17 protein-coding genes, 2 pseudogenes and 3 riboswitches are annotated in these 19,488 nt (G+C 35.6%); of the genes and pseudogenes, 6 read left to right on the forward strand and 13 right to left on the reverse strand.

Annotated features, from left to right (window positions below):
- Window positions 1–333 precede the first annotated feature (333 nt).
- The 10 genes and pseudogenes from AC3WJF_RS08725 to AC3WJF_RS08770 form a co-directional block, all read right to left on the reverse strand.
- Window positions 334–1,047 carry a 4'-phosphopantetheinyl transferase family protein gene (locus tag AC3WJF_RS08725; protein WP_492451238.1) on the reverse strand — a complete coding sequence of 238 codons (714 nt, stop codon included), beginning with the start codon at window positions 1,045–1,047 and terminating at the stop codon, window positions 334–336.
- Between the two features lie 55 nt (window positions 1,048–1,102).
- Window positions 1,103–4,915 (reverse strand): non-ribosomal peptide synthetase family protein, encoded by a 3,813-nt coding sequence (locus tag AC3WJF_RS08730; RefSeq protein ID WP_492451240.1) that lies wholly within the window; start codon window positions 4,913–4,915, stop codon window positions 1,103–1,105.
- Window positions 4,916–4,954: 39 nt separating this feature from the next.
- The gene (locus tag AC3WJF_RS08735; protein ID WP_492451242.1) at window positions 4,955–6,718 is read right to left on the reverse strand and encodes a methyl-accepting chemotaxis protein; all 1,764 of its coding nucleotides are present in this window, start codon (window positions 6,716–6,718) and stop codon (window positions 4,955–4,957) included.
- A gap of 114 nt (window positions 6,719–6,832) precedes the next feature.
- A riboswitch (cyclic di-GMP riboswitch) is annotated at window positions 6,833–6,922 on the reverse strand.
- 388 nt (window positions 6,923–7,310) lie between these two features.
- Window positions 7,311–7,640, reverse strand: a pseudogene (gene queF / locus AC3WJF_RS08740) (preQ(1) synthase); the annotation flags it as partial.
- A gap of 121 nt (window positions 7,641–7,761) precedes the next feature.
- A complete protein-coding gene (locus AC3WJF_RS08745) occupies window positions 7,762–8,637 on the reverse strand; it encodes a hypothetical protein (protein WP_492451243.1) in 876 nt (291 codons plus the stop codon).
- Window positions 8,638–8,763: 126 nt separating this feature from the next.
- A pseudogene (locus AC3WJF_RS08750) lies at window positions 8,764–8,934 on the reverse strand (preQ(1) synthase); the annotation flags it as partial.
- Window positions 8,935–9,051: 117 nt separating this feature from the next.
- Window positions 9,052–9,099: riboswitch (PreQ1 riboswitch) on the reverse strand.
- Between the two features lie 66 nt (window positions 9,100–9,165).
- Window positions 9,166–10,296, reverse strand: a complete 1,131-nt coding sequence (locus AC3WJF_RS08755; protein ID WP_492451245.1) for a bifunctional cystathionine gamma-lyase/homocysteine desulfhydrase — start codon at window positions 10,294–10,296, stop codon at window positions 9,166–9,168.
- Window positions 10,297–10,496: 200 nt separating this feature from the next.
- Window positions 10,497–11,414: a PLP-dependent cysteine synthase family protein gene (locus AC3WJF_RS08760; RefSeq protein ID WP_492451246.1), complete on the reverse strand. Its 918-nt coding sequence runs from the start codon at window positions 11,412–11,414 to the stop codon at window positions 10,497–10,499.
- Window positions 11,415–11,599: 185 nt separating this feature from the next.
- Window positions 11,600–12,070, reverse strand: coding sequence for an S-ribosylhomocysteine lyase (locus AC3WJF_RS08765; RefSeq protein ID WP_492451248.1), 471 nt, complete (start codon window positions 12,068–12,070; stop codon window positions 11,600–11,602).
- Entirely contained in the window at window positions 12,060–12,719 is a 660-nt protein-coding gene (locus AC3WJF_RS08770; RefSeq protein WP_492451250.1) for a class I SAM-dependent DNA methyltransferase, read from the reverse strand. The genes AC3WJF_RS08765 and AC3WJF_RS08770 overlap by 11 nt, the downstream gene beginning before the upstream one ends.
- 159 nt (window positions 12,720–12,878) lie before the next feature.
- Here AC3WJF_RS08770 and AC3WJF_RS08775 point away from each other — a divergent pair, with 159 nt between their 5' ends.
- Window positions 12,879–13,439: a beta-class carbonic anhydrase gene (locus tag AC3WJF_RS08775; protein ID WP_492451251.1), complete on the forward strand. Its 561-nt coding sequence runs from the start codon at window positions 12,879–12,881 to the stop codon at window positions 13,437–13,439.
- Between the two features lie 31 nt (window positions 13,440–13,470).
- On the opposite strand, the gene AC3WJF_RS08780 is transcribed toward AC3WJF_RS08775, so the two are convergent.
- Complete coding sequence (locus AC3WJF_RS08780; protein ID WP_492451253.1) at window positions 13,471–13,770, reverse strand: hypothetical protein; 300 nt, start codon at window positions 13,768–13,770, stop codon at window positions 13,471–13,473.
- Window positions 13,771–14,034: 264 nt separating this feature from the next.
- Window positions 14,035–14,121, reverse strand: a riboswitch (cyclic di-GMP riboswitch).
- Between the two features lie 235 nt (window positions 14,122–14,356).
- Between AC3WJF_RS08780 and AC3WJF_RS08785 the strand changes: the two genes are divergently transcribed.
- Window positions 14,357–15,181, forward strand: coding sequence for a GNAT family N-acetyltransferase (locus tag AC3WJF_RS08785; RefSeq protein WP_492451254.1), 825 nt, complete (start codon window positions 14,357–14,359; stop codon window positions 15,179–15,181).
- A gap of 29 nt (window positions 15,182–15,210) precedes the next feature.
- Here the strand turns inward: AC3WJF_RS08785 and AC3WJF_RS08790 are convergent, their stop codons facing one another.
- Entirely contained in the window at window positions 15,211–16,068 is an 858-nt protein-coding gene (locus AC3WJF_RS08790; RefSeq protein WP_492451256.1) for an aldose epimerase family protein, read from the reverse strand.
- 101 nt (window positions 16,069–16,169) lie between these two features.
- Here AC3WJF_RS08790 and AC3WJF_RS08795 point away from each other — a divergent pair, with 101 nt between their 5' ends.
- The 3 genes from AC3WJF_RS08795 (at window position 16,170) to AC3WJF_RS08805 (ending at window position 17,640) form a co-directional block, all read left to right on the forward strand.
- The gene (locus AC3WJF_RS08795) at window positions 16,170–16,331 is read left to right on the forward strand and encodes a hypothetical protein (RefSeq protein WP_492451258.1); all 162 of its coding nucleotides are present in this window, start codon (window positions 16,170–16,172) and stop codon (window positions 16,329–16,331) included.
- Window positions 16,332–16,805: 474 nt separating this feature from the next.
- Window positions 16,806–16,967: a hypothetical protein gene (locus tag AC3WJF_RS08800; protein WP_492451259.1), complete on the forward strand. Its 162-nt coding sequence runs from the start codon at window positions 16,806–16,808 to the stop codon at window positions 16,965–16,967.
- A 265-nt stretch (window positions 16,968–17,232) separates the two neighbouring features.
- Complete coding sequence (locus tag AC3WJF_RS08805; protein ID WP_492451261.1) at window positions 17,233–17,640, forward strand: GNAT family N-acetyltransferase; 408 nt, start codon at window positions 17,233–17,235, stop codon at window positions 17,638–17,640.
- 24 nt (window positions 17,641–17,664) lie between these two features.
- Here the strand turns inward: AC3WJF_RS08805 and AC3WJF_RS08810 are convergent, their stop codons facing one another.
- The gene (locus AC3WJF_RS08810; protein ID WP_492451262.1) at window positions 17,665–18,030 is read right to left on the reverse strand and encodes a winged helix-turn-helix transcriptional regulator; all 366 of its coding nucleotides are present in this window, start codon (window positions 18,028–18,030) and stop codon (window positions 17,665–17,667) included.
- A gap of 105 nt (window positions 18,031–18,135) precedes the next feature.
- On the opposite strand from AC3WJF_RS08810, the gene AC3WJF_RS08815 reads away from it, so the two are divergent.
- Window positions 18,136–19,488 (forward strand): MFS transporter (locus AC3WJF_RS08815; RefSeq protein ID WP_492451269.1); only part of this gene is annotated, 1,353 nt, incomplete at its 3' end.

The raw sequence follows: 19,488 nt of genomic DNA on the forward strand, positions 1-19,488 counted from the left end.
TCCGTTTACTTCGCAAAAAAATACTGCCTAATAACCGGCAGTCTATATAAAAAAAGGTGTATTTTTTCGATATGATTTTCCTAATTGATAGAATTTGCCTTTGTGGATAGATTCCTGTTTGTTTATATTTAAGATCCTCACCACCTACAGGTTGCTGCTGTCTCATTGCAGGAGGATAAGGATAGTATGGGTAGCCTTGATAGTATTACATATGAGGTACCTCCCAGCAATTCAATAGAATACATCATTAAATGGGTATTCCTAAAAGGAGGAGTTTATTCCACTTTCTTTTATTTTGTCAAAAGCATTATCATTTGTGTACTTTAATAAATGCTACAATGTATTCATAATTTTACCTTTGTCAATAATACTAATTTTAGATGGGAAACTATCATATTCCCAGCATACCGATACTGGATGATTTTGGTCTAAATAATACATTTTAAACTTTAGCCAGCCATTTTCATCGGCAGTCATGTATTTGCTGATATCTACCGTTTCTAATGAAAGAATGGGATCAATCCCAGTTTTAAATAGCGCCTCTTTCATTGTCCATATCTCATAGAACATCTTTTCCCAATCTTCTTCAGGTTTTTGATACAAAATTCTTCTTTCTGTTTCCGTTAAACATTCAAGGAGAATAGATTTATCTACTTTACGTATTTGCTCTACATCGACTCCTACCTTCCCTGTATTCACTATTGCAAGTACGACCCAATCCCCTGAATGGGAAAGGTTAAAATCTCCATCCCATTTGAAGGAGTAATCCAAAAATGGCCTTCCCATTTTATTACGGTACACTTTCAGAGGCTTGTCTCCTAAAATATAGGTACGAACTCCCCAACTTAATAATTTTACACTTATTATTGCACGGTAGCGGTCCCTCAAACTGCGCATCATGCCAATCCGCTGTTGTTCTTCCATCGGTATTTGTTGTAAATATAGATTCATTTTTAATTCAGTTGGCGTACTTCCAAGTCTTATGGCATAGATTTTAATTTCTGGATTCATTATGTTAGTTGAACCTGTTTGATTTTTTGCTTGCATATTATTCCTTTCAATGAAAAAATCTCTCCAATTAAGGAAAGATTTTTTTCACAGTTTATTTAGAGCTTGTCACAAATGTTTGTGGTTCTGGGAAATAATTCATTTTTATCCCGTAATGAATTAATGCTTTTAAAAGTTCTTTATCCGGATCTGCACATCTAATATTTGTATCTTCAAGCAGCTTAGTTGTCTTTTGGCAATTGAATCTAAAATCGGAGTCCTTAGCTCCTTCACCTTCAAGCTGTGCAATTGCCAAAGTTAAATATTCTTGAATTTCTTCCGAATGTTTTCCATTAACTAACCAATCTTCATATTCTTCTAACTCCATAACTTCAATATCATATCCGATATTTTGAAAGGACTGAATAAGGGATGAATACGTTATTTGAGTAGGATTACAAATGTGAAGTGTCTTCCCATTAACATTCGAATAACATGCCATTCCAACGATAGCCTGACTAGCATAATCAATTGGTGTAATATCGACGTACCAATTTGCCTTTGGAGCCTTACCAAGATAAAGCATTGCTTTTATCATTCTGTAAAAGGCATTTGAATCCATATTTTGCTGAAACATCCCGGATTTAGAATGACAAGATAAGTTACCAGCACGATAAATTGTTGCAGAAAGTCCCTCTTTGATAACTTTCTTAACAAGATTTTCTGCTAGCAGCTTGCTTTGAGTATATACATTCTCCAACTCTACATCATAATCAAAATCGCCTTTAGCCGCATTTTCATTCCATTTCCCGGTAAACGCCAATTCCTCCGGTATTCCCATTGTTGAGATATGGTGAAAATGGACTCCTTCTTTTAGTTTTGCCAGCTCAAGAAGCGTACGAGTACCACTAACATTCACCTGATCAAAATGAGTGGAATCCCCAAAATGTCTAACGTCAGCACCGCAATGAATAAAGGAATCACATTCTTGTAAAATTAAATGAACATCTTCTTGCGAAAGATCCAAGTTCTTTTTCGATAAATCTCCTGACAGTGGGGTTATACGTTCGTCCATCTTTTCAAGAATGTCACTGCCGAAATAGAAATGCATGGTATCTTTTAATCTATCCATTAATGCTGTATCCGAATTTTGTCGAATAAGACAATAAATATGGGCATCTGTCCGGTGTAAAAGTTCATATAATAGATGGCTACCTAAATATCCCGTTGAACCTGTTAGCAGGACACCTCTTGGTGGAGATGAGCTAATATTGGAAGCCAAGATCGGCATATCGGATGGTTCTACTAGGTCTTTTACTTTCCAAACTCCAGCTTTATCTCCCTTATTTCTCAGCGGCACTTTGGTTTTTGAAATATAAGCATCCATTTCCGCTATCGTACGGTATTGATAAAAATCTTGTATTTTTATAAAAGGAAAATGCTTCTTTATATGTACGATAATTTGAAGAATTTTAAGTGAGTGGCCGCCAATGTGAAAAAAGTCATCATGTATCCCTACTTGATTGCGTTCAAGCACTTTTTCCCAAGCGGCTGCAAGAATTCGCTGATTCTCCGTTTTCGGTTCAACATATTCGTCATTGACAAAGTTTTCTTCCAAAGATTCCAATTGTTTTCGATCAATTTTTCCTGTAGGAGAAAGGGGCATTTCGTCCAATTGAATGAAATGATCCGGAATCATATAAGTTGGAATACGCTCCTCAAGAAAAACTCGAATATCCTTTTGGTCAACCTTCATGCCATTCTTTCCAGAATAATAAGCAATGAGGGATTTGTTGCCATCCGCTAAACTTTTCGGAATAACAGCCACCTCTTGGATATTTGATTTTCGAGCAAATACATCCTCTATTTCCCCGATTTCAATACGAAATCCTCTTACCTTCACTTGTGTGTCTTTTCGTCCGACAAACTCTATGAAACCATTAGGCAGTAATCGAACAATGTCCCCAGTTCTATATAAACGGTCTTCCTTCTTACTAGAAAAAGGATGCGGAACAAAAGCTTCCATTGTTTTATCCGCTCTTTTCCAATACCCTTTTGCAAGTCCAACTCCACCAATACAAAGTTCCCCTGGTACATTTAAAGGAGAAAGCTGTCCTCCCCGATTTAACACATAAGCTTCATAATTATTTAATGGTTTCCCAATTGGTATATTTTTTTGTTCTTCAGGTACGTTTTCAATAAGCTTATTTATAGTTGCAATGACGGTACATTCGGTAGGTCCATATAAGTTGATTACTTCTATATCTGTTCCAAACTTTTCTTGCCATTTCCTGACCATAGAACCTGTTAAAGCCTCTCCACCCATCGAAATTCGTTTCACTGTCTTCCATTGGTGAATGTTTTCTTCGGTTAAATGCAAAGCAAGCTGATTAAAGAAAGCAGTTGGCACAATAATATTTGTAGCCTTTATTCTTTCTACCGCATTTGCAAATTCCTCGATAGATATACGTTCCATTTCAGAAAGCAAATGGAGCCTGGCACCTGAGAACAAGGACATAAATGTCTCTCCCACAGAAGGATCAAAGCTATAGGAGAAAAATTGAGTTATTACATCATCCTCAGTACATTCATATACTTCTCGTAAAGAGGCAACTAAATTAATAACCCCTTCATGTGCAAGCAGTGTTCCTTTTGGTTTTCCGGTTGACCCCGAAGTATAAATCACATATGCCAAATCATTTGGTTTAATATCCAAGTATATGTTTTCCTTAGAATACCGATCCATTGAGTGATCAACAAAAAAGACGTTTCGATCTATTTCATCATCCGCTATTAGTTCATTAAGAAGCTCTGAATAGTTCCGCTTTGTTAGTATAAAGGACGCTTCCGCATCTGCAAGCAAATATTTGCAGCGCTCTTTCGGATAAGTTGGGTCAATGGGAACATAAACTCCGCCCGCTTTTAAGATTCCTAATATACTTATGACGGTCTCCATGCTTCTTTCCATCAAAATGGCTGCAAACGCTCCTTTTTTGAGTCCATTTGCAATTAGCATATGCGCCACTTGATTCGATTTCTCATTAAGCTCTGCATATGTTAAATACCCCTCTGATGAAGATACCGCAATAAGATTAGGATATTTTTCAACAGAATGATAGAACATTTGCGGTATCGCCATATTTTTTTCATATGGTGAGCTCGTGTTATTTAAACGGTTATAAATATCTTTTTCGACTTCCGACAAAATGTTCATGGAACGGAATTCCCCTGATAAATCTTGCTGAACGAAAAAGTTTAATATATTCATATATTGTTCGATAAAGCGTTGAATTGAAGAAGCATAGAATACATGAGTATTGTACTCAATTTTCAGCATAAATTCTTGATCCTTCTGAAAAACGTTCCATTTTAAATCTGTTTCGTACGTAAACCTTTCACCAGCAGCTGAATTACTTCTAAATTCGGCATTCATCTGAAAAATTGCTGGATAAACTTTTGGTCTACTAATATCTCTTTCTTTTAAAATCTCTGTTACATCAGGCAATACTGAGTGTTGTTCAATATCCATTGCCAATTGCTTATCTACAGCCTTTAACAGCTCCATTACAGAATTCAGTGATGCAAACGATAGTCGAAACGGTAATAATATAGGAAGCTGGTCTTTTTCAATAGTAACGGCATTCCCAATCAAAATATCTTCTTCATTTGAGTTTAAGTACAGCCAAATCATATAAGCGGACAGATAAATAGAAGGGATGCTTATACCTTGTATCTGCGAAAATTCCTTTACTTTACCTGCAAGCTCTTCATTTACTCTTGCTTCCGTTACATCTCCATTAAACTGATAGGAGGATGTTCTTGAAAAATCAATTGGCAAGTCTAGAGCTGATGTATATTCAGCAAGTCGCATCAACCAATATTTCTCATCTAAAGAAGTTTTATTTCTTATTTCATTTCCGTTTTTCATATACCTTCATCTCCATTTCTATCTATGTTGTACGATGGTTTATGAATTGTGATTATCATTTAGATGAAAGTTTCCAACAGTAGACTGCAATTCATCTGATAGTTCTTTCAACGCTTGTGCTTCTTTCGAAATTTCTTCAATTGTTTCCAATTGAGAAATCGATTCCTCTGCAACAGCTTTTGTATTATCTCTTGACCTACTAGAGATATCTTCCATTTGTTGCACGGATTGCGTGACTTCCTCTGTACCGGCAGAAACCTCCTCAAATGTTGCGGAAACCTCTTGAATTTGATCCGTTACCTGATGAATAGATTCCACGATTTCTCCAAATGCCTTATCCATTTGATTTACATTTCCTAGTCCATTTTCGACTTCCTTAACGGCTTTATCCATAATATTGACAGACTCAAGAGTTTCTCCTTGTATTTGGGTAATAATTCCAGCTATTTGACGAGCAGACTCCTCTGATTGCTCAGCAAGCTTTCTAACTTCGTCAGCCACCACAGAGAACCCTTTACCATGTTCTCCAGCTCTAGCCGCTTCAATGGCTGCATTTAACGCTAATAAATTCGTTTGTGCAGATATTCCGGTAATAATCTCAACAATTTTCCCAATTTCATCTGAACGGTCACCTAGTAGCTTGACTAACTTAGCCGATTTATTAACGGTTTGACTAATTAATTCCATTTGACTCACTGTTTCCCTTGTTACGCTGTTGCCTTTTTCCGCCTCTTGTGTTGTTTTTAAAGAAGTTTCAGAAATTACTGATGCAGACTCTGCTACACGCTGGATAGCGATACTCATTTCTTCAATAATTTTTGTACTTTGAGTGGCACGATCTGCTTGAGTATCGCTTCCACTAGCAATCTCCTGGATTGAACTAACAATTTGATTATTTGAATTTGAAAGTTCCTCCATATTAGAGGAAAGCACTTGTGAGGAATTCACTACTTGACCTGAAACCTTCTTTACACTCAAAATAATGTTCTTTAGATTTTCTATCATCAAGTTATAATTTTGAATTAGTTCGCCCATTTCATCTTTAGACTTTACAGGCATAGGTTCGACTTGTAATTCGCCTTTTGCTACTTTCTTCGATAAACTTGAAAGCTGTTGAATAGGTGCAAACTTCCTCTTTACAATAAAATACATTCCAATACCGGAAATAAGAAGAATGGCGATGGTTACGTACAAAACAATTAATACCTCAGACCATGCTTTTCCAGTTACCTTTGATACGTCATAATCAATGGCTACTAGTGCAAGGACTGTCCCGTTATTATCAATAATTGGGGCTAAACCTGTTTTGTAAAGTCCGTATTTATCTCCATATATATCTGTGGCTGTAACATTTTTTGTACTAAAAGCTTTATCAATAGCTGCTAAATATTGAGGTGATAATCCCAGTGATTGAAGCTCTTGATTATATTTAACACCTGCCTTAAGTAGACTGGTAGAAAGACCTGGGGCATAATATTTATCCCCAACCTTAGATATTAAATTTACATTCGTAATAATAGACGATTGGTCGTTAATCTTATCCATTTCTTTTGTAGCAAGTACAACATCAGGGTTATTTTCATTAGGTTGTTGAAGAATAGATTTCACCATATTTTTATCCATCGACTGGGCTAAAATAAGGGATGAATCATGAAGTGAATTACTCATATCCTTTAAATTACTTTGTTTTATGATGTAATAAGCAAGCCCAACCGTTAGCAATCCTAAAATACAAAGAATTGTAACTAAAAGGAGGGAAAATTTTGTACTCATTGAAACATTTAGTTTTCTTTTTGTAGTCATACTCAATCTCCTTTATACAAATAGTAAAATACCTTTTTTGCGAAAATAAAAAAGCGTTCCCTCTTAGGAACAGCCATTGCCTAGACAAACTAAATACAGACATGCATAAAGTTAGACGGCAACTGGCTGGCATGATGTATGGAGAACATTTTAGCCCCTTTAGCTTTGTGTCACCATTTTTCAACGGTTTTACCCTTTTATATACTCGAAATCAATTTTGTCAACGAGTAAATATTACCATGAATAATTTATAAATCAACAAAAAAAAGACAATTTTCTACAATTATTTTACTTTCATTAGTAACATTATCCTATATTTCTTCAGAGCTATTTATAAATAGTGGAGACTACGGAGGAGTTAAAGGAAGATTGTAAAAAAAAGAGACTTTAATAATCCATACTTACAAGGGACATAGATCCCAGTCCCCTGCAATTATTTCTTAAAAAGCTCATCGACAATCGGATACGTAAAAAAGAGACAACTGCTGCTGCAGGTAAAACTGTCTAGAAGCAATTACTGAACAGCTTCACCGCTACAATATTTGCAAGAATTAATAAACCAACAGATAATCCATTTAAATATTACAACATATTAACGATTATCCACTTTCTCTGGGTATAAATCATGATTCATTAAGCGAAAAGTGGCCATTTCCTCATACTTCGTTCCCGTTCTTCCATAATTACAATATGGATCAATGGAAATACCGCCACGAGGCGTAAATTTCCCCCACACTTCAATATAGCGTGGATCTAAAAGCTTAATCAGATCGTTCATTATGATGTTCACACAATCCTCATGGAAATCTCCATGATTTCTAAAGCTGAATAGGTAAAGCTTCAGTGATTTACTCTCGACAATCTTTTTGTCTGGGATGTAGCTGATGTACATAGTTGCAAAGTCTGGCTGGCCGGTTATTGGCACTACTCATATGAGCAGATGGACTATATCATATTCTTAATTAACTACGATATTAAATTAAGAATCCTCGCGCTTCCATCAAAAAAATGATGTACTCTACTACCTTCCACAAATACTACTTTTACTCGCTTCGTATTTGTGTGGTTTCGATAGTCTCTGCACCTTCCTCAATATTGAGGCTTGGCTCAGGATTAGAATTATATTCTTGGAGTAGATGCATTAATTTCTTCTCTTGATTGATTCTTTCTTCAAAGTTTTCTTGGCGATGTATATCTGTATGGCAGGTAGGGCAAAGACATTGGTAAAGTTTATCAAAGTGAAGTTTATGAAATCGATGAAGTTCCATAATTACTTCCATTGTATTTAATCTTCGTTTCTCATCTAAATGCTGGCATATCGTACCGAATATTCTTGAGAATGAAAGTAGGTGATGTCCATTGCATTTTAAGGTCACTAGACCACATTTTTCACAAGTATAACCTCGTTCATTTATAATGAACCGATTCCACATATTAAGTACATATCTTGCAACTATTTGTCTGTTAATCTCTTTATAAACAGTTTGGCTTTGAAAGCCACCTTTCCAATTCGAATTTCCAGTTCCTTTCCGTTGGTGGGATAGGTTTTCTTTAAATTCTTCTGACCTCCGAATATTCTTTAGTGACTTCGATCGTTTTACCTTAATGAGCCTTGCTTTTTCTTCACCGTGTATTTCTTCAAGATTCTTATTTGTAAAAAGTTTATCTGCTTTTGCCTTATTTGCAATGGAATACCGATTTCGTTTTCTTTGATCAATTTTCTCCGAACACTCTTTTCCAAAATGTTCAATAATCAATCCCTTTTGTGAATGTTTGGGTAGCCCATGAATTGATCTCCATCTTTCTAGACTTGTCCAATCTACTTTAAACTCTTTCGCCATTTCATTTATACTTTTTCCATTATAGATAAATTGTTCAGTAAACCAGTTTTTATCTCTCCAAGGATATGAAGAATACATAATATACCTCCCAGATATAGAACGTTCGTTCTTATATATTATATAATTCTACATAATCATTCAAATTCCTTCCCTGAATTCACGAGGTTTAATCGACAGTGTCGCCACTGAAGTGTGCCCCTATTGACACAGGCTAGTAAACTCCGGACAGTTAAACTTCACAAAATAATCCCGATTCGAATGTAAATTATCGACAGATTCTAATATTTCGGGTGCGTACTCAAATGTGTATTTGGTACCTTGATTCCCTAATAAGGTTAAATCCTTTAACCCTTCTTCATTTGTTCTTCCTGACATAAAAAAAGCCTCCTCAAGATGTGCCGTGACATTTTAGAGAGGATAGACTCATAGCAATCATATAAAAGTGGATAAAAGAAAAGCCATGCCCATTATGGACATGGCTGTAATTGTCATGTATCCATAGTTTTTTATAGAGGGTTTTGTGCTATGAACCTCTCCCGTCATGTACGGGTATTTAATTGAACATTAATAGAATATTAAATTCTTTATAATTCGTCAACTGGTAAATCACGCTAGAGCGTTTTCTAAATCTTCAAGAAGATCCTCTATATCTTCTATCCCAACAGAAATACGGATAAGTCCATCTTCTATTCCTAATTCATGACGGCGCTCTTTCGGTATGGACGCATGTGTCATTAAAGCTGGAATAGAAATTAAGCTTTCCACTGCCCCTAAGCTTTCTGCAAGTGTAAAGTATTTTACCTTTTTCAGCACATCCAACGCTTTAGCTTCTGAGGCAACTGTGAAGGAGATCATACCGCCAAACCCTTCCGCTTGTTTGCTGTGGATGTCGTAGCCCGGATGGTCCGCTAGGCCAGGATAATAAACTTTTTGCACATTTTTATGTTCCAACAAAAAGTTTACTACCTTCTTCGTATTTTCTTCAATCTCTTCCATACGAACGCCTAATGTTTTGATTCCACGAATCAACAACCAGCTATCTTGAGGTCCGAGAATACCTCCAGTGGAGTTTTGAATAAAATGAACATCTTCCCCTAACTTGTCATCATTCACAACTACAAGGCCCGCTACAACATCGCTATGACCACCAATATACTTCGTTGCACTGTGAAGAACAATATCTGCTCCAAGTTCAAGTGGATTTTGCCAATACGGAGTGCTAAAGGTATTGTCCACAATCAGCTTAAGATTATTTTCTTTGGCAATTTCACTTATCGCTTTGATATCAGTAATTTTTAAAAGAGGATTTGTTGGTGTTTCTACATAAATTGCTTTTGTATTTGGTTTTACTGCATTTTTCACAACGTCTACATCGCTAGTATCAACAAAAGTTACTTCCAAATTAAATCGATTTAAAACCTTAGTCATAACACGAAAAGTTCCACCGTACACATCATCCGTAGCGATAATATGATCCCCTGCAGAAAACAATTGCATCACTGCGGTAATAGCTGCCATCCCTGAACCAAAGGCAAATCCTCTGCTCCCACCTTCGATATCGGCAATTAATTTCTCTAATGATTCACGAGTTGGGTTACCAGTTCTTGAATATTCATATTTAAAATTACCTACTCCGTCTTGCTTATAGGTACTTACTTGATATATAGGTGTGGAAACAGCGCCTGTATAAGGATCACGACTAATTCCACCATGAATAAATTTCGTTTTTTTCTTCATGTTAATTCCCACTTTCATATAGGTCTTTTCTTACACTCTGTTGTTTTGTAAACGAAGATCTTATAAATATCCTTATTTGGGTTAAGAATGAATAATCTTTTTAAAGATGCCCCGAAGATAAGTCTACATTAGGCTTTATAACATTTACGAAAAACAACAGGTTAAAATCGGCTTTTGGATTTTATACAATCTATAAGAAATCAACCTTCATAGATTTTACTGCTAATATAACGCTCACTACTATCTGGAAAAATCGTCACTATATTTGTTCCCGCCTTCGCCTTCTCTGCTTCACGTATGGCGGCTTCCAATGCTGCACCTGAAGAACTTCCAACTAATAGCCCTTCTAGTTTTGCTAATTCAGCCAAACGCGTAAATGCTACATCGTCCGGAATGGTATGAATTGCATCAAAGTATTTTTTATCCATAAAAGGAGGCAAAAATTCCATTCCAATGCCTTCTGTTCGATGAGAACCTGCCTCTCCACCATTCAATATCGATCCTTCTGGCTCCACAATGACCGTCTTCACATTAGGAAGCTTTTCTTTTAAATATCGAGAGGTTCCCATAAAAGTTCCACCAGAGCCTGCTCCAGCAACAAAAACATGGATGTTCCCTTCAAATGCTTCATAAATTTCAGGTCCGAGACTTTCATAATACGTATCTGGATTAGCAAAGTTTTGGAACTGTCCTGGATAAAAAGCATCAGGAATCGTTTCTAATAATTCCTTCGCTTTAGCAATCGCGCCCCCCATGCCAAGTTCAGTAGGAGTATTTACCACTTTTGCCCCGAGTGCTCTCATTAATGTTTGCTTTTCGAAGCTGAATTTCTCTGGAACAACAAACACTGCCTGAACACCAAATTGAATGGCAGCAAGCGCAAGTCCTATTCCTGTATTTCCAGCAGTCGGTTCTATGATTGTTCCACCTTTTTTCAGCTTTCCTTCAGCAAACGCCCTTTTAAGCATATATTGTCCTAAACGGTCCTTCACACTTCCACCAGGATTAAAATACTCAAGTTTTGCAAATAAACGTACTCCTTCGGGCAAAGAAAAACTTGTAATCTCTACTATTGGTGTATTACCTATTAATTCATGCACATTTCGCGCGAATTTCATTTTAAAAACCTCATTTTATGGAAGGCTCTTTTCTTAAATTATGTTACTTTTGTAAATGAAAATCCTATTAACCATTTCATTCGGCTTAAGAACAGAAATTCTTTTAAGAAAAGATGCCCCGAAATTAAATCTAATTTGGGATAAAAAACAAATGACGAAAACCAATAACTGGTACGAAAACAGCCCTATGCAAAGATTTCTGTCCATTCATTTCTTTTAGATAACATTTTTCTAGCAATCTCTTGTGCACCTTCTAAGCTATGGCTAGTAGCCCATCCGCATTGTACTTCATTACATGCAGGAACTTCGGTTGCTGTAAGGACATCATTCAATGTTTTTTCAAGTATTTCTAGAACTGCTTCGTAATCATCATGATTGATGACCGATAAATAGAATCCAGTTTGGCAACCCATTGGGCTGATATCCACAATTTTATCGGTATGATTACGGCTAAATTCTGCCATCATATGCTCTAAAGAATGCAATGCAGGCATTTCCATATGCTCTTTATTTGGCTGGCAAAAACGGATGTCATATTTGTGAATAACATCTCCGTTCACCCCTTCTTTCACTCCAGCCAGACGTACAAATGGTGCTTTTACCTTTGTATGATCTAAATTAAAGCTTTCTACATTCATTTTCTTTTCAGTTGTCATGAGTTATTTCTCCCTTCTTTTTTGCATCGATTAACCAAACAAATGGATTTAATTTTGTAAAAGAGACCTCAAATCCGTATTTATCAAATATATGCTGTAAAACAGGAATGGTTGTATAGTATTCCCGTTGTAAATCTTCTGCAAGTCTATGAAAATTCCTCTTCAAAGAGTCGTTTATTTTTTCTTGTTTTGCTTCTTCTGTTGGAAAAATCGTATCCGCAAAAACAACCTTTCCGTTCTCTTTTAATATTTTGCTATATTTTTGGATAGCTAAATCCTTTTCCTCATCTGTTAAGTGATGAAAAGCATATGTGCTCACTATGGTATCTATAGCTGCTTCTATTTGCGGAAATTCAAGAAAATCTCCATCTAAAATAGTGATGTTTTTCATTTTTTGTTTTGCAATAGCTCGCATCCCTTCAGATGGCTCAATTCCAAATACATTCAGTCCTTTATTATTTAAAATAGCAGTTAAATTCCCAGTACCTACTCCAAACTCCAATACATTTCCAAAAGAATTTTCGGCTACTGTGGAAAGGATTTTATCGTAATCTATAAAAACTTCTTCATACTCGGGATCATTGCCAGTAACAGTTTGGTCATAAGAATGGGACCATTCATTAAAAAGCTCATTGAATTCTCTACCCAATTCAATTCCCTCATTTCCTATAAATTAACTCAGAATTAACTTTAGCATGATTTTAACTAAAGAGCAATTAAGAATAATTGGCAAGATACTTGGAGAATATGAGACCGATTCCTTTTCTTTTTTTCTTATATATATTACATTAATGATGAGGTGGTATTAATGACAATATTAAATGAAATTCTATCGTACAATAAGGAATTTGTTGAAAACAAAATGTATGAAGGATATACAACCACAAAGTTCCCTGACAAAAGATTAGTCATCCTAACATGTATGGATGCAAGATTAGTGGAGCTGTTACACAAGGCAACAAATACGAAAAACGGAGATGTGAAAGTGGTAAAAAACGCAGGAGCGATTCTTACCCATCCGTTTGGAAGTATTATGCGTAGTCTGCTTATCGCAGTATATGAGCTGCAGGCGGATGAGATTATGGTTATTGGTCATTATGGCTGCGGAATGAGTGGCTTAGATGGTGAGCATGTGATTGGTAGTATGAAACAAAGAGGAATATCAGAGGACACATTTAAAACACTTGAATATTCAGGAATTGATTTACATCAATGGCTTCAGGGCTTTGAAAATGTACAAGATAGTGTCCTACATAGTGTGAATATGATAAAGAATCATCCTTTATTGGCTGAAGGAGTTCCTGTTCATGGACTAGTTATCGATCCAGAGACAGGAAGGATAGATGTTGTTTCAAATGGATATGAATAAAGAAAATACCCCTGCATTCGCGGGGTTTTTTCTATTTACGTCTAATCCACTCTTTATTTTCGTTAATCCCATGTAATATATATTGAAGGTAATTAGTGGTATCTGAATTACGGCTTTTAATAATTTGCAGCATCTCTAAAAGTTCAAGAATTTGTCTTCTTGGAATATTGCAAAGAATATAATCAACGATTTGATCTCCTGGTAATTCAATCTCCTTTTTTTGATTCGCCAAAAACGTCAAGGAATTTGCTGGAAAAATATACGAATTTAATTGTTGTTTTATTTGATTATAGCTATATCTATCTGACTTATGATTTACTTCGATTAACATTTTCTTATAAATCCTTCTTTCTATATACAATTTTCCATGGCAAGAAAAAAATAATTGTAGGCACCAAAGTCATATGAACTTTGAAGTTTAAAATGGTAATTTTTGTCATTAGAGCTTCAGCTTAATGATTAGGAAAGGTGTGACGAGAAGCTAGGGGAACGGGTGATGACTTTTCGGTGAAGGGAGCCAAATAGCTGCTTACTTACTATAGAAAGGCTATTCCTTATAATAATATAACCAATATTGAATAGTAGGTTATTAAAGTTGTGCAACCCGGCGATCATCATTCTTATGAACCTAAGACCCGTAGCTTTGCGTCCCAATCTTTCGAAAGGTTTGCCAATATTAGTTTCTTTATATTCATTACAATATCACTATTTTATTACTCATATCAACAATTTTTAACAATAAATGATAGAGTTCGATAATTAAAGTAAACTTTCAAAACTATTTATATATTATATTATTTGTTATAATTTTTATTATTTATCATTTTTAAGGAGCTGATTCATTGCTACATCATTTAACTGCATTTCTGTATTTTGTTGCAAGTGAGATAAAAATACAGAAATGAGAGGGATAATAGATGATTTATGAATTACCGTTTCAAGATTTTAATAAGATGAATAGCTTATTTAAAAAACTTGAACTCCACCCAGTCATTAACGGTGTAATTAGTGGAACAAACCGTGGGAGAATTTTTGTGAATAATCTCGAAAAACCAACCACTGTATTAGTGTGGGCTATTAATGAGATGTTTTACTTAGCGGGCGACAGTCAAAATTCTTCCTTTCTTGATTCCTTGGAAAAATATATTATTGATGAAATTACCCCAAAAGCGCTGCAGATTGGTGAAGAGTATTTCAATTTGGAGCTAATTCCACATTTCAGCTGGGAAGCAGCTTTACGAAATATTTTTCGCAAAATTACAGTGCAGCAAGGAGAGCGTGTTCCTTTTAAGTTTCATAAGGATCGTTTTGAGTTGCTTCAAATGAAGAAAGTAGCACCTTTTGGATATGAAATTGCAAAAATAGATGAGACTATTTTACAAAAAGATTTGTCTCACATTATCCAAAACGAGATTCTTAAGTTTTGGAAAACGTTGGATTCATTTTTGGAAAACGGAATTGGCTATTGTGTTCTAAAAGACGAAGAAGTGATAGGAACATGTATTTCAGTATTTGTCGGTGGGAATGAATATGAGATTGGCATTAATACGTATAGTACGGAGCATCGTGGCAAGGGACTTGCAACATTAATGGCAACATCGTTCATCGAAGAATGCTTAGCTTTAGGAGGTAACCCTCACTGGACAACGGAAGTTTTTCGGAAGGATTCAATTGCCATTGCGGAAAAATTAGGCTTCGAAAAGCTAGACCATTATCCCGTATATTTTTTTCCATTGAAATGATAAAAAGACAAGGTGCGAACCTTGTCTTTTTACTCAACTATAATTTTAATAAAGGTAGATAGGGACTCTTGCGGTTTAATATAAACTAATTCTTCTTTTTGATTAAACTCAGAAGTTTTTGCCATCCAAGGCTCGATACAGACAAATTCCTTTCCTTGTTCAGTCCAACAAACTACATATTTAAATTCATCACCATATTCTAATGAAATCCTCTTATTTGCTTCCTTAAGTTTAAATTCTATTTCATTTTTCGTAGCGTCCAAAAGCATCAAGGATTCTTTTTTATCCGATAAATCAATTGTTCCTGTGAAAGCTTTTTCTTGATTATCGTTGTAGTCCAAATATTTTTTTGCATCAGAGCTTAATGTTAACGTTTTTTGAGACGTTTTGAAATATGGATGAAAGCCTGCATAAAATGGCATGTCTACACTGGAAAGATTTTTATACTCTTGTTCTATGATAAGTATATTCTCTTCTAAGATATATTTATAAATGACCTCAAAATCAAATGGATAAGATTTTCTCGTTTCCTCATTACTTTTTAAGCTTAAAGTAATGGATAATTCTCCTTCAGTGTTGGTTTTCACAATTTTCCACGGCAAATTTCTAGCAAATCCGTGATTTTTCATTTCATAAAGCCTGCCATGTAATTCATACTCGCCATTTTGCAATTGTCCACTTATCGGGAATAAGATCGGTATCCCTCCCCTAATGTTTGCTTCTCTATCTACGAGAGTTTCCCTGTTTAAATAAAGAATCTCAGTGCCACTGACCCCGAACTCTGTGATTATTCCACCACGTTCAGGAACTACTTTTATATACGAATCTCCATCCCTTAATTCGTATATTTTTAAACTATCTTCGATTCGTTGTTGAATAGAATACATTGCACCTATCTCCTTTTGTTCCTAAATCGTTGTTGTTGCTTCCATCCACTATTATGTCATATATTATTAACAGATTGCATTTGTTCGAAAAGGAGACCATTATGCGGAATAAAAAAAAGCAAATCATATTTTTTCTTATTTGCATTGTATTTATACTAGGTGGTTTACTCACCGGAATTTATTGGATGACACATGTTGACCAATTTAAGAAAAATGGTGCGAGTGGAATCAATACTGTTACTTATACTAAAAGAGTTATGTAGAAGGATTTGATAACTTACTTTGATTTGAGAAGGGGTAACGGGGATAGATTTGTGTGTTTCGTTACCGCTTTTCCACTTTTGCCTGGTTTTCGGGCACGATTCTTCGACTATTGTTACCGTTTCTCCACTTTAACCTGGTTTTCAGGCACGATTCTTCGACTATTGTTACCATTTCTCCACTTTAATCTGGTTTTCGGACACGATTCTTCAACTATTGTTACCATTTTTCAGTTTCATCCTTGTTTTTTGGCACATTTACTCGCTGATCGTTACCGTTTTCCCGTTCTTTTTCTCTCTTTGGGCACATTCAACCAATGATCGTTACCGTTGTTAGATGCGCACCCCGATTTCGGAAGGGTTAAAAATTACTACCAGATTCTTTCGAAAACTAATATCATACTATCCTTTTTTTGTCATCTTTATTTAATAATTGCATCTAATGATAATATACACTCTTTAAAGGTGGTGACTAATATGTGGATTTATATTGTCCTGGCAATCGTCATTATCCTTCCAATCATTTTCTTTCGTGTTTCTTCCAATACAACAAAACAGACAAATAAAGATATTGAAAAAAATCCTTTTGACCATCGGAATAATCCTCCGCCACCGCCTTCTGGACCTGGAATATTCTAACTATCGCACCATTTTGGTGCTTTCTTTAATGTAATTGTGACAATTTTGTTTCTCATCTAATTCTCATTTATTTTTCATCAATTTTTAGGTTTGAAAGATTATGATGTAATTGTTAATAGGACAAGCTAGTAATTTTCCTACTTGATTATGGTCCCCTCCATTATCAAGTAACCCCCTTATTTAAATACCCTAATCCTTGTTCCGGCTAAAATAGCCGGAAATTTTTTTATGCGTTAATATACAAATAAAGAAAGGGGAACTGAGCATGTTTGATTATAGAATATTTTATGAAGCACCTGCACCTGAAGAATATAATGAACTGAGGGTCAAAGCAGGATTAAGCTCTAAAGATCTCAACGCTTCTAAAACAGGTCTGAAAAATTCAGTTTTTGCTGTTACCCTTCGATTCGGTGAAAAACTAATCGGGATGGGAAGAATCATTGGAGATGGAGGCTGCTTCTATCATATTGTAGACATTGCAGTTGACCCCGCCTATCAAGGAAAAGGACTTGGAAAAACTATTATGTCTAAACTGACAAATTACTTGGATGAAAATGCACCTGCAAATTCATATGTAAGTTTGATTGCAGATTTGCCTGCAGATCAACTATATAAAAAGTTTGGGTTTGATTATACTCAGCCAAGATCTGTTGGGATGTTTAAAAAATACTAAAAATAAGGGTATTCAAAAGTACCCTTATTTTTCATTTAAAATACTCTCTTCTAATACCTCAAATTTGTCTCCGTATACTTTATCTAGATGAAATTCCCCCCATGCACATAAAGAATCTAAAATATTTTTTAAACTCCATCCATACTCACTCAATTCATATTCTACTTTTGGCGGAACTTGATTATAGATAATTCGTTTAATGACTCCATCTGCTTCCAATTCTCTTAATTGCTGTGTAAGCATCTTTTGGGTAATTTGCGGCATAAGCCTTTTTAATTCACTAGTCCGTTTTTTCCCATGCGTTAAATGACATAAAATAACACACTTCCATTTTCCTCCGATTACTTCCAGTGTTGCTTCCACTCCGATGTTGTACTTCTTCTTTGGCATGATTGTTCCTCCAATTCTATAGGAACTAGAAAGTGCCTATAGAACTCTTAGGTACCTATAGCACTTTAAAGTACGTACTTTTCAATACAATTTATATATCACATAATAGCATTTGTTGACGGGAAAGTTCACTCATTTTATTTTTTCAATTACACCATACTATATATACATTTTTTAAGGAGGAGACAAATGACAGCAAATAAAAAACGAAGTACTTTTGCCTTATTAGCATTAGCTGTAAGTGCATTTGCAATCGGAACAACCGAATTTATTAGTGTTGGTTTATTGCCGTTGATTGCGCAAGATATGAAAATCTCTGTTACGACAGCGGGATTAACGGTTTCCTTATATGCTTTAGGAGTAACTTTTGGGGCGCCGATATTAACATCTTTGACATCAGCAATGTCACGAAAGTCCCTTTTGCTTTGGATAATGATTATTTTTATCCTAGGTAACAGTATAGCTGCCAGTGCTACTAGTATTGGGATACTACTAGCAGCTCGTGTGATCTCAGCATTCTCACATGGGGTTTTTATGTCCATTGGCTCTACCATTGCAGCTGATATCGTACCCGAAAATCGAAGAGCCAGTGCGATATCCATCATGTTTTCCGGACTTACAGTGGCAACCGTAACAGGTGTACCATTTGGTACCTTTATTGGTCAGCAATTTGGGTGGAGATTCGCATTTATATTGATTGTGATTGTTGGCATAATCGCCTTCATTGCGAACAGTTTCCTGGTTCCTTCTGATTTAAAAAAACCTGCACGTACAACTTTTCGCAGTCAGCTAAATCTTATTAGAAATGGCCGGATACTGATGGTATTTATTATCACAGCTCTTGGGTATGGAGGTACATTTGTTGTTTTCACTTATTTATCTCCGCTACTGCATGACATTACGGGATTTAAAACGAATACCGTCGCTATTATTCTGCTTGTATACGGTGTTGCCATTGCAATTGGTAATTTTATTGGCGGAAAACTATCAAACCGAAAACCAATACAGTCTTTATTTTATATGTTTATTATCCAAGCAATTGTTTTATTTATCCTAATGTTCACAGCACCCTTTAAAATTGTTGGTTTAATGACCATTTTCTTTATGGGATTAATGGCCTTCATGAATGTACCTGGTCTGCAGGTGTATGTTGTGATGCTTGCGGAACGATTTGTACCTAGTTCAGTAGATGTCGCATCTGCCTTAAATATTGCTGCCTTTAATGCCGGAATTGCAATAGGATCCTATTTAGGCGGTATTATTACAAATTCTCTAGGTTTGATTCATACAACATGGATTGGAGCAATAATGGTGCTATTAGCCGTCTTATTGACGGGTTGGAGCCGCAAGCTGGAAAAGAATGAAGAAAAGGTAATGACTAACTCAAACTTCGCAGATTGGAATCGACAAATACACCTTGATATAGTTGGGAAGGCCACCGATCCATCGCTGAAGTTG

Source organism: Heyndrickxia sp. FW510-T9, from assembly GCF_058781025.1.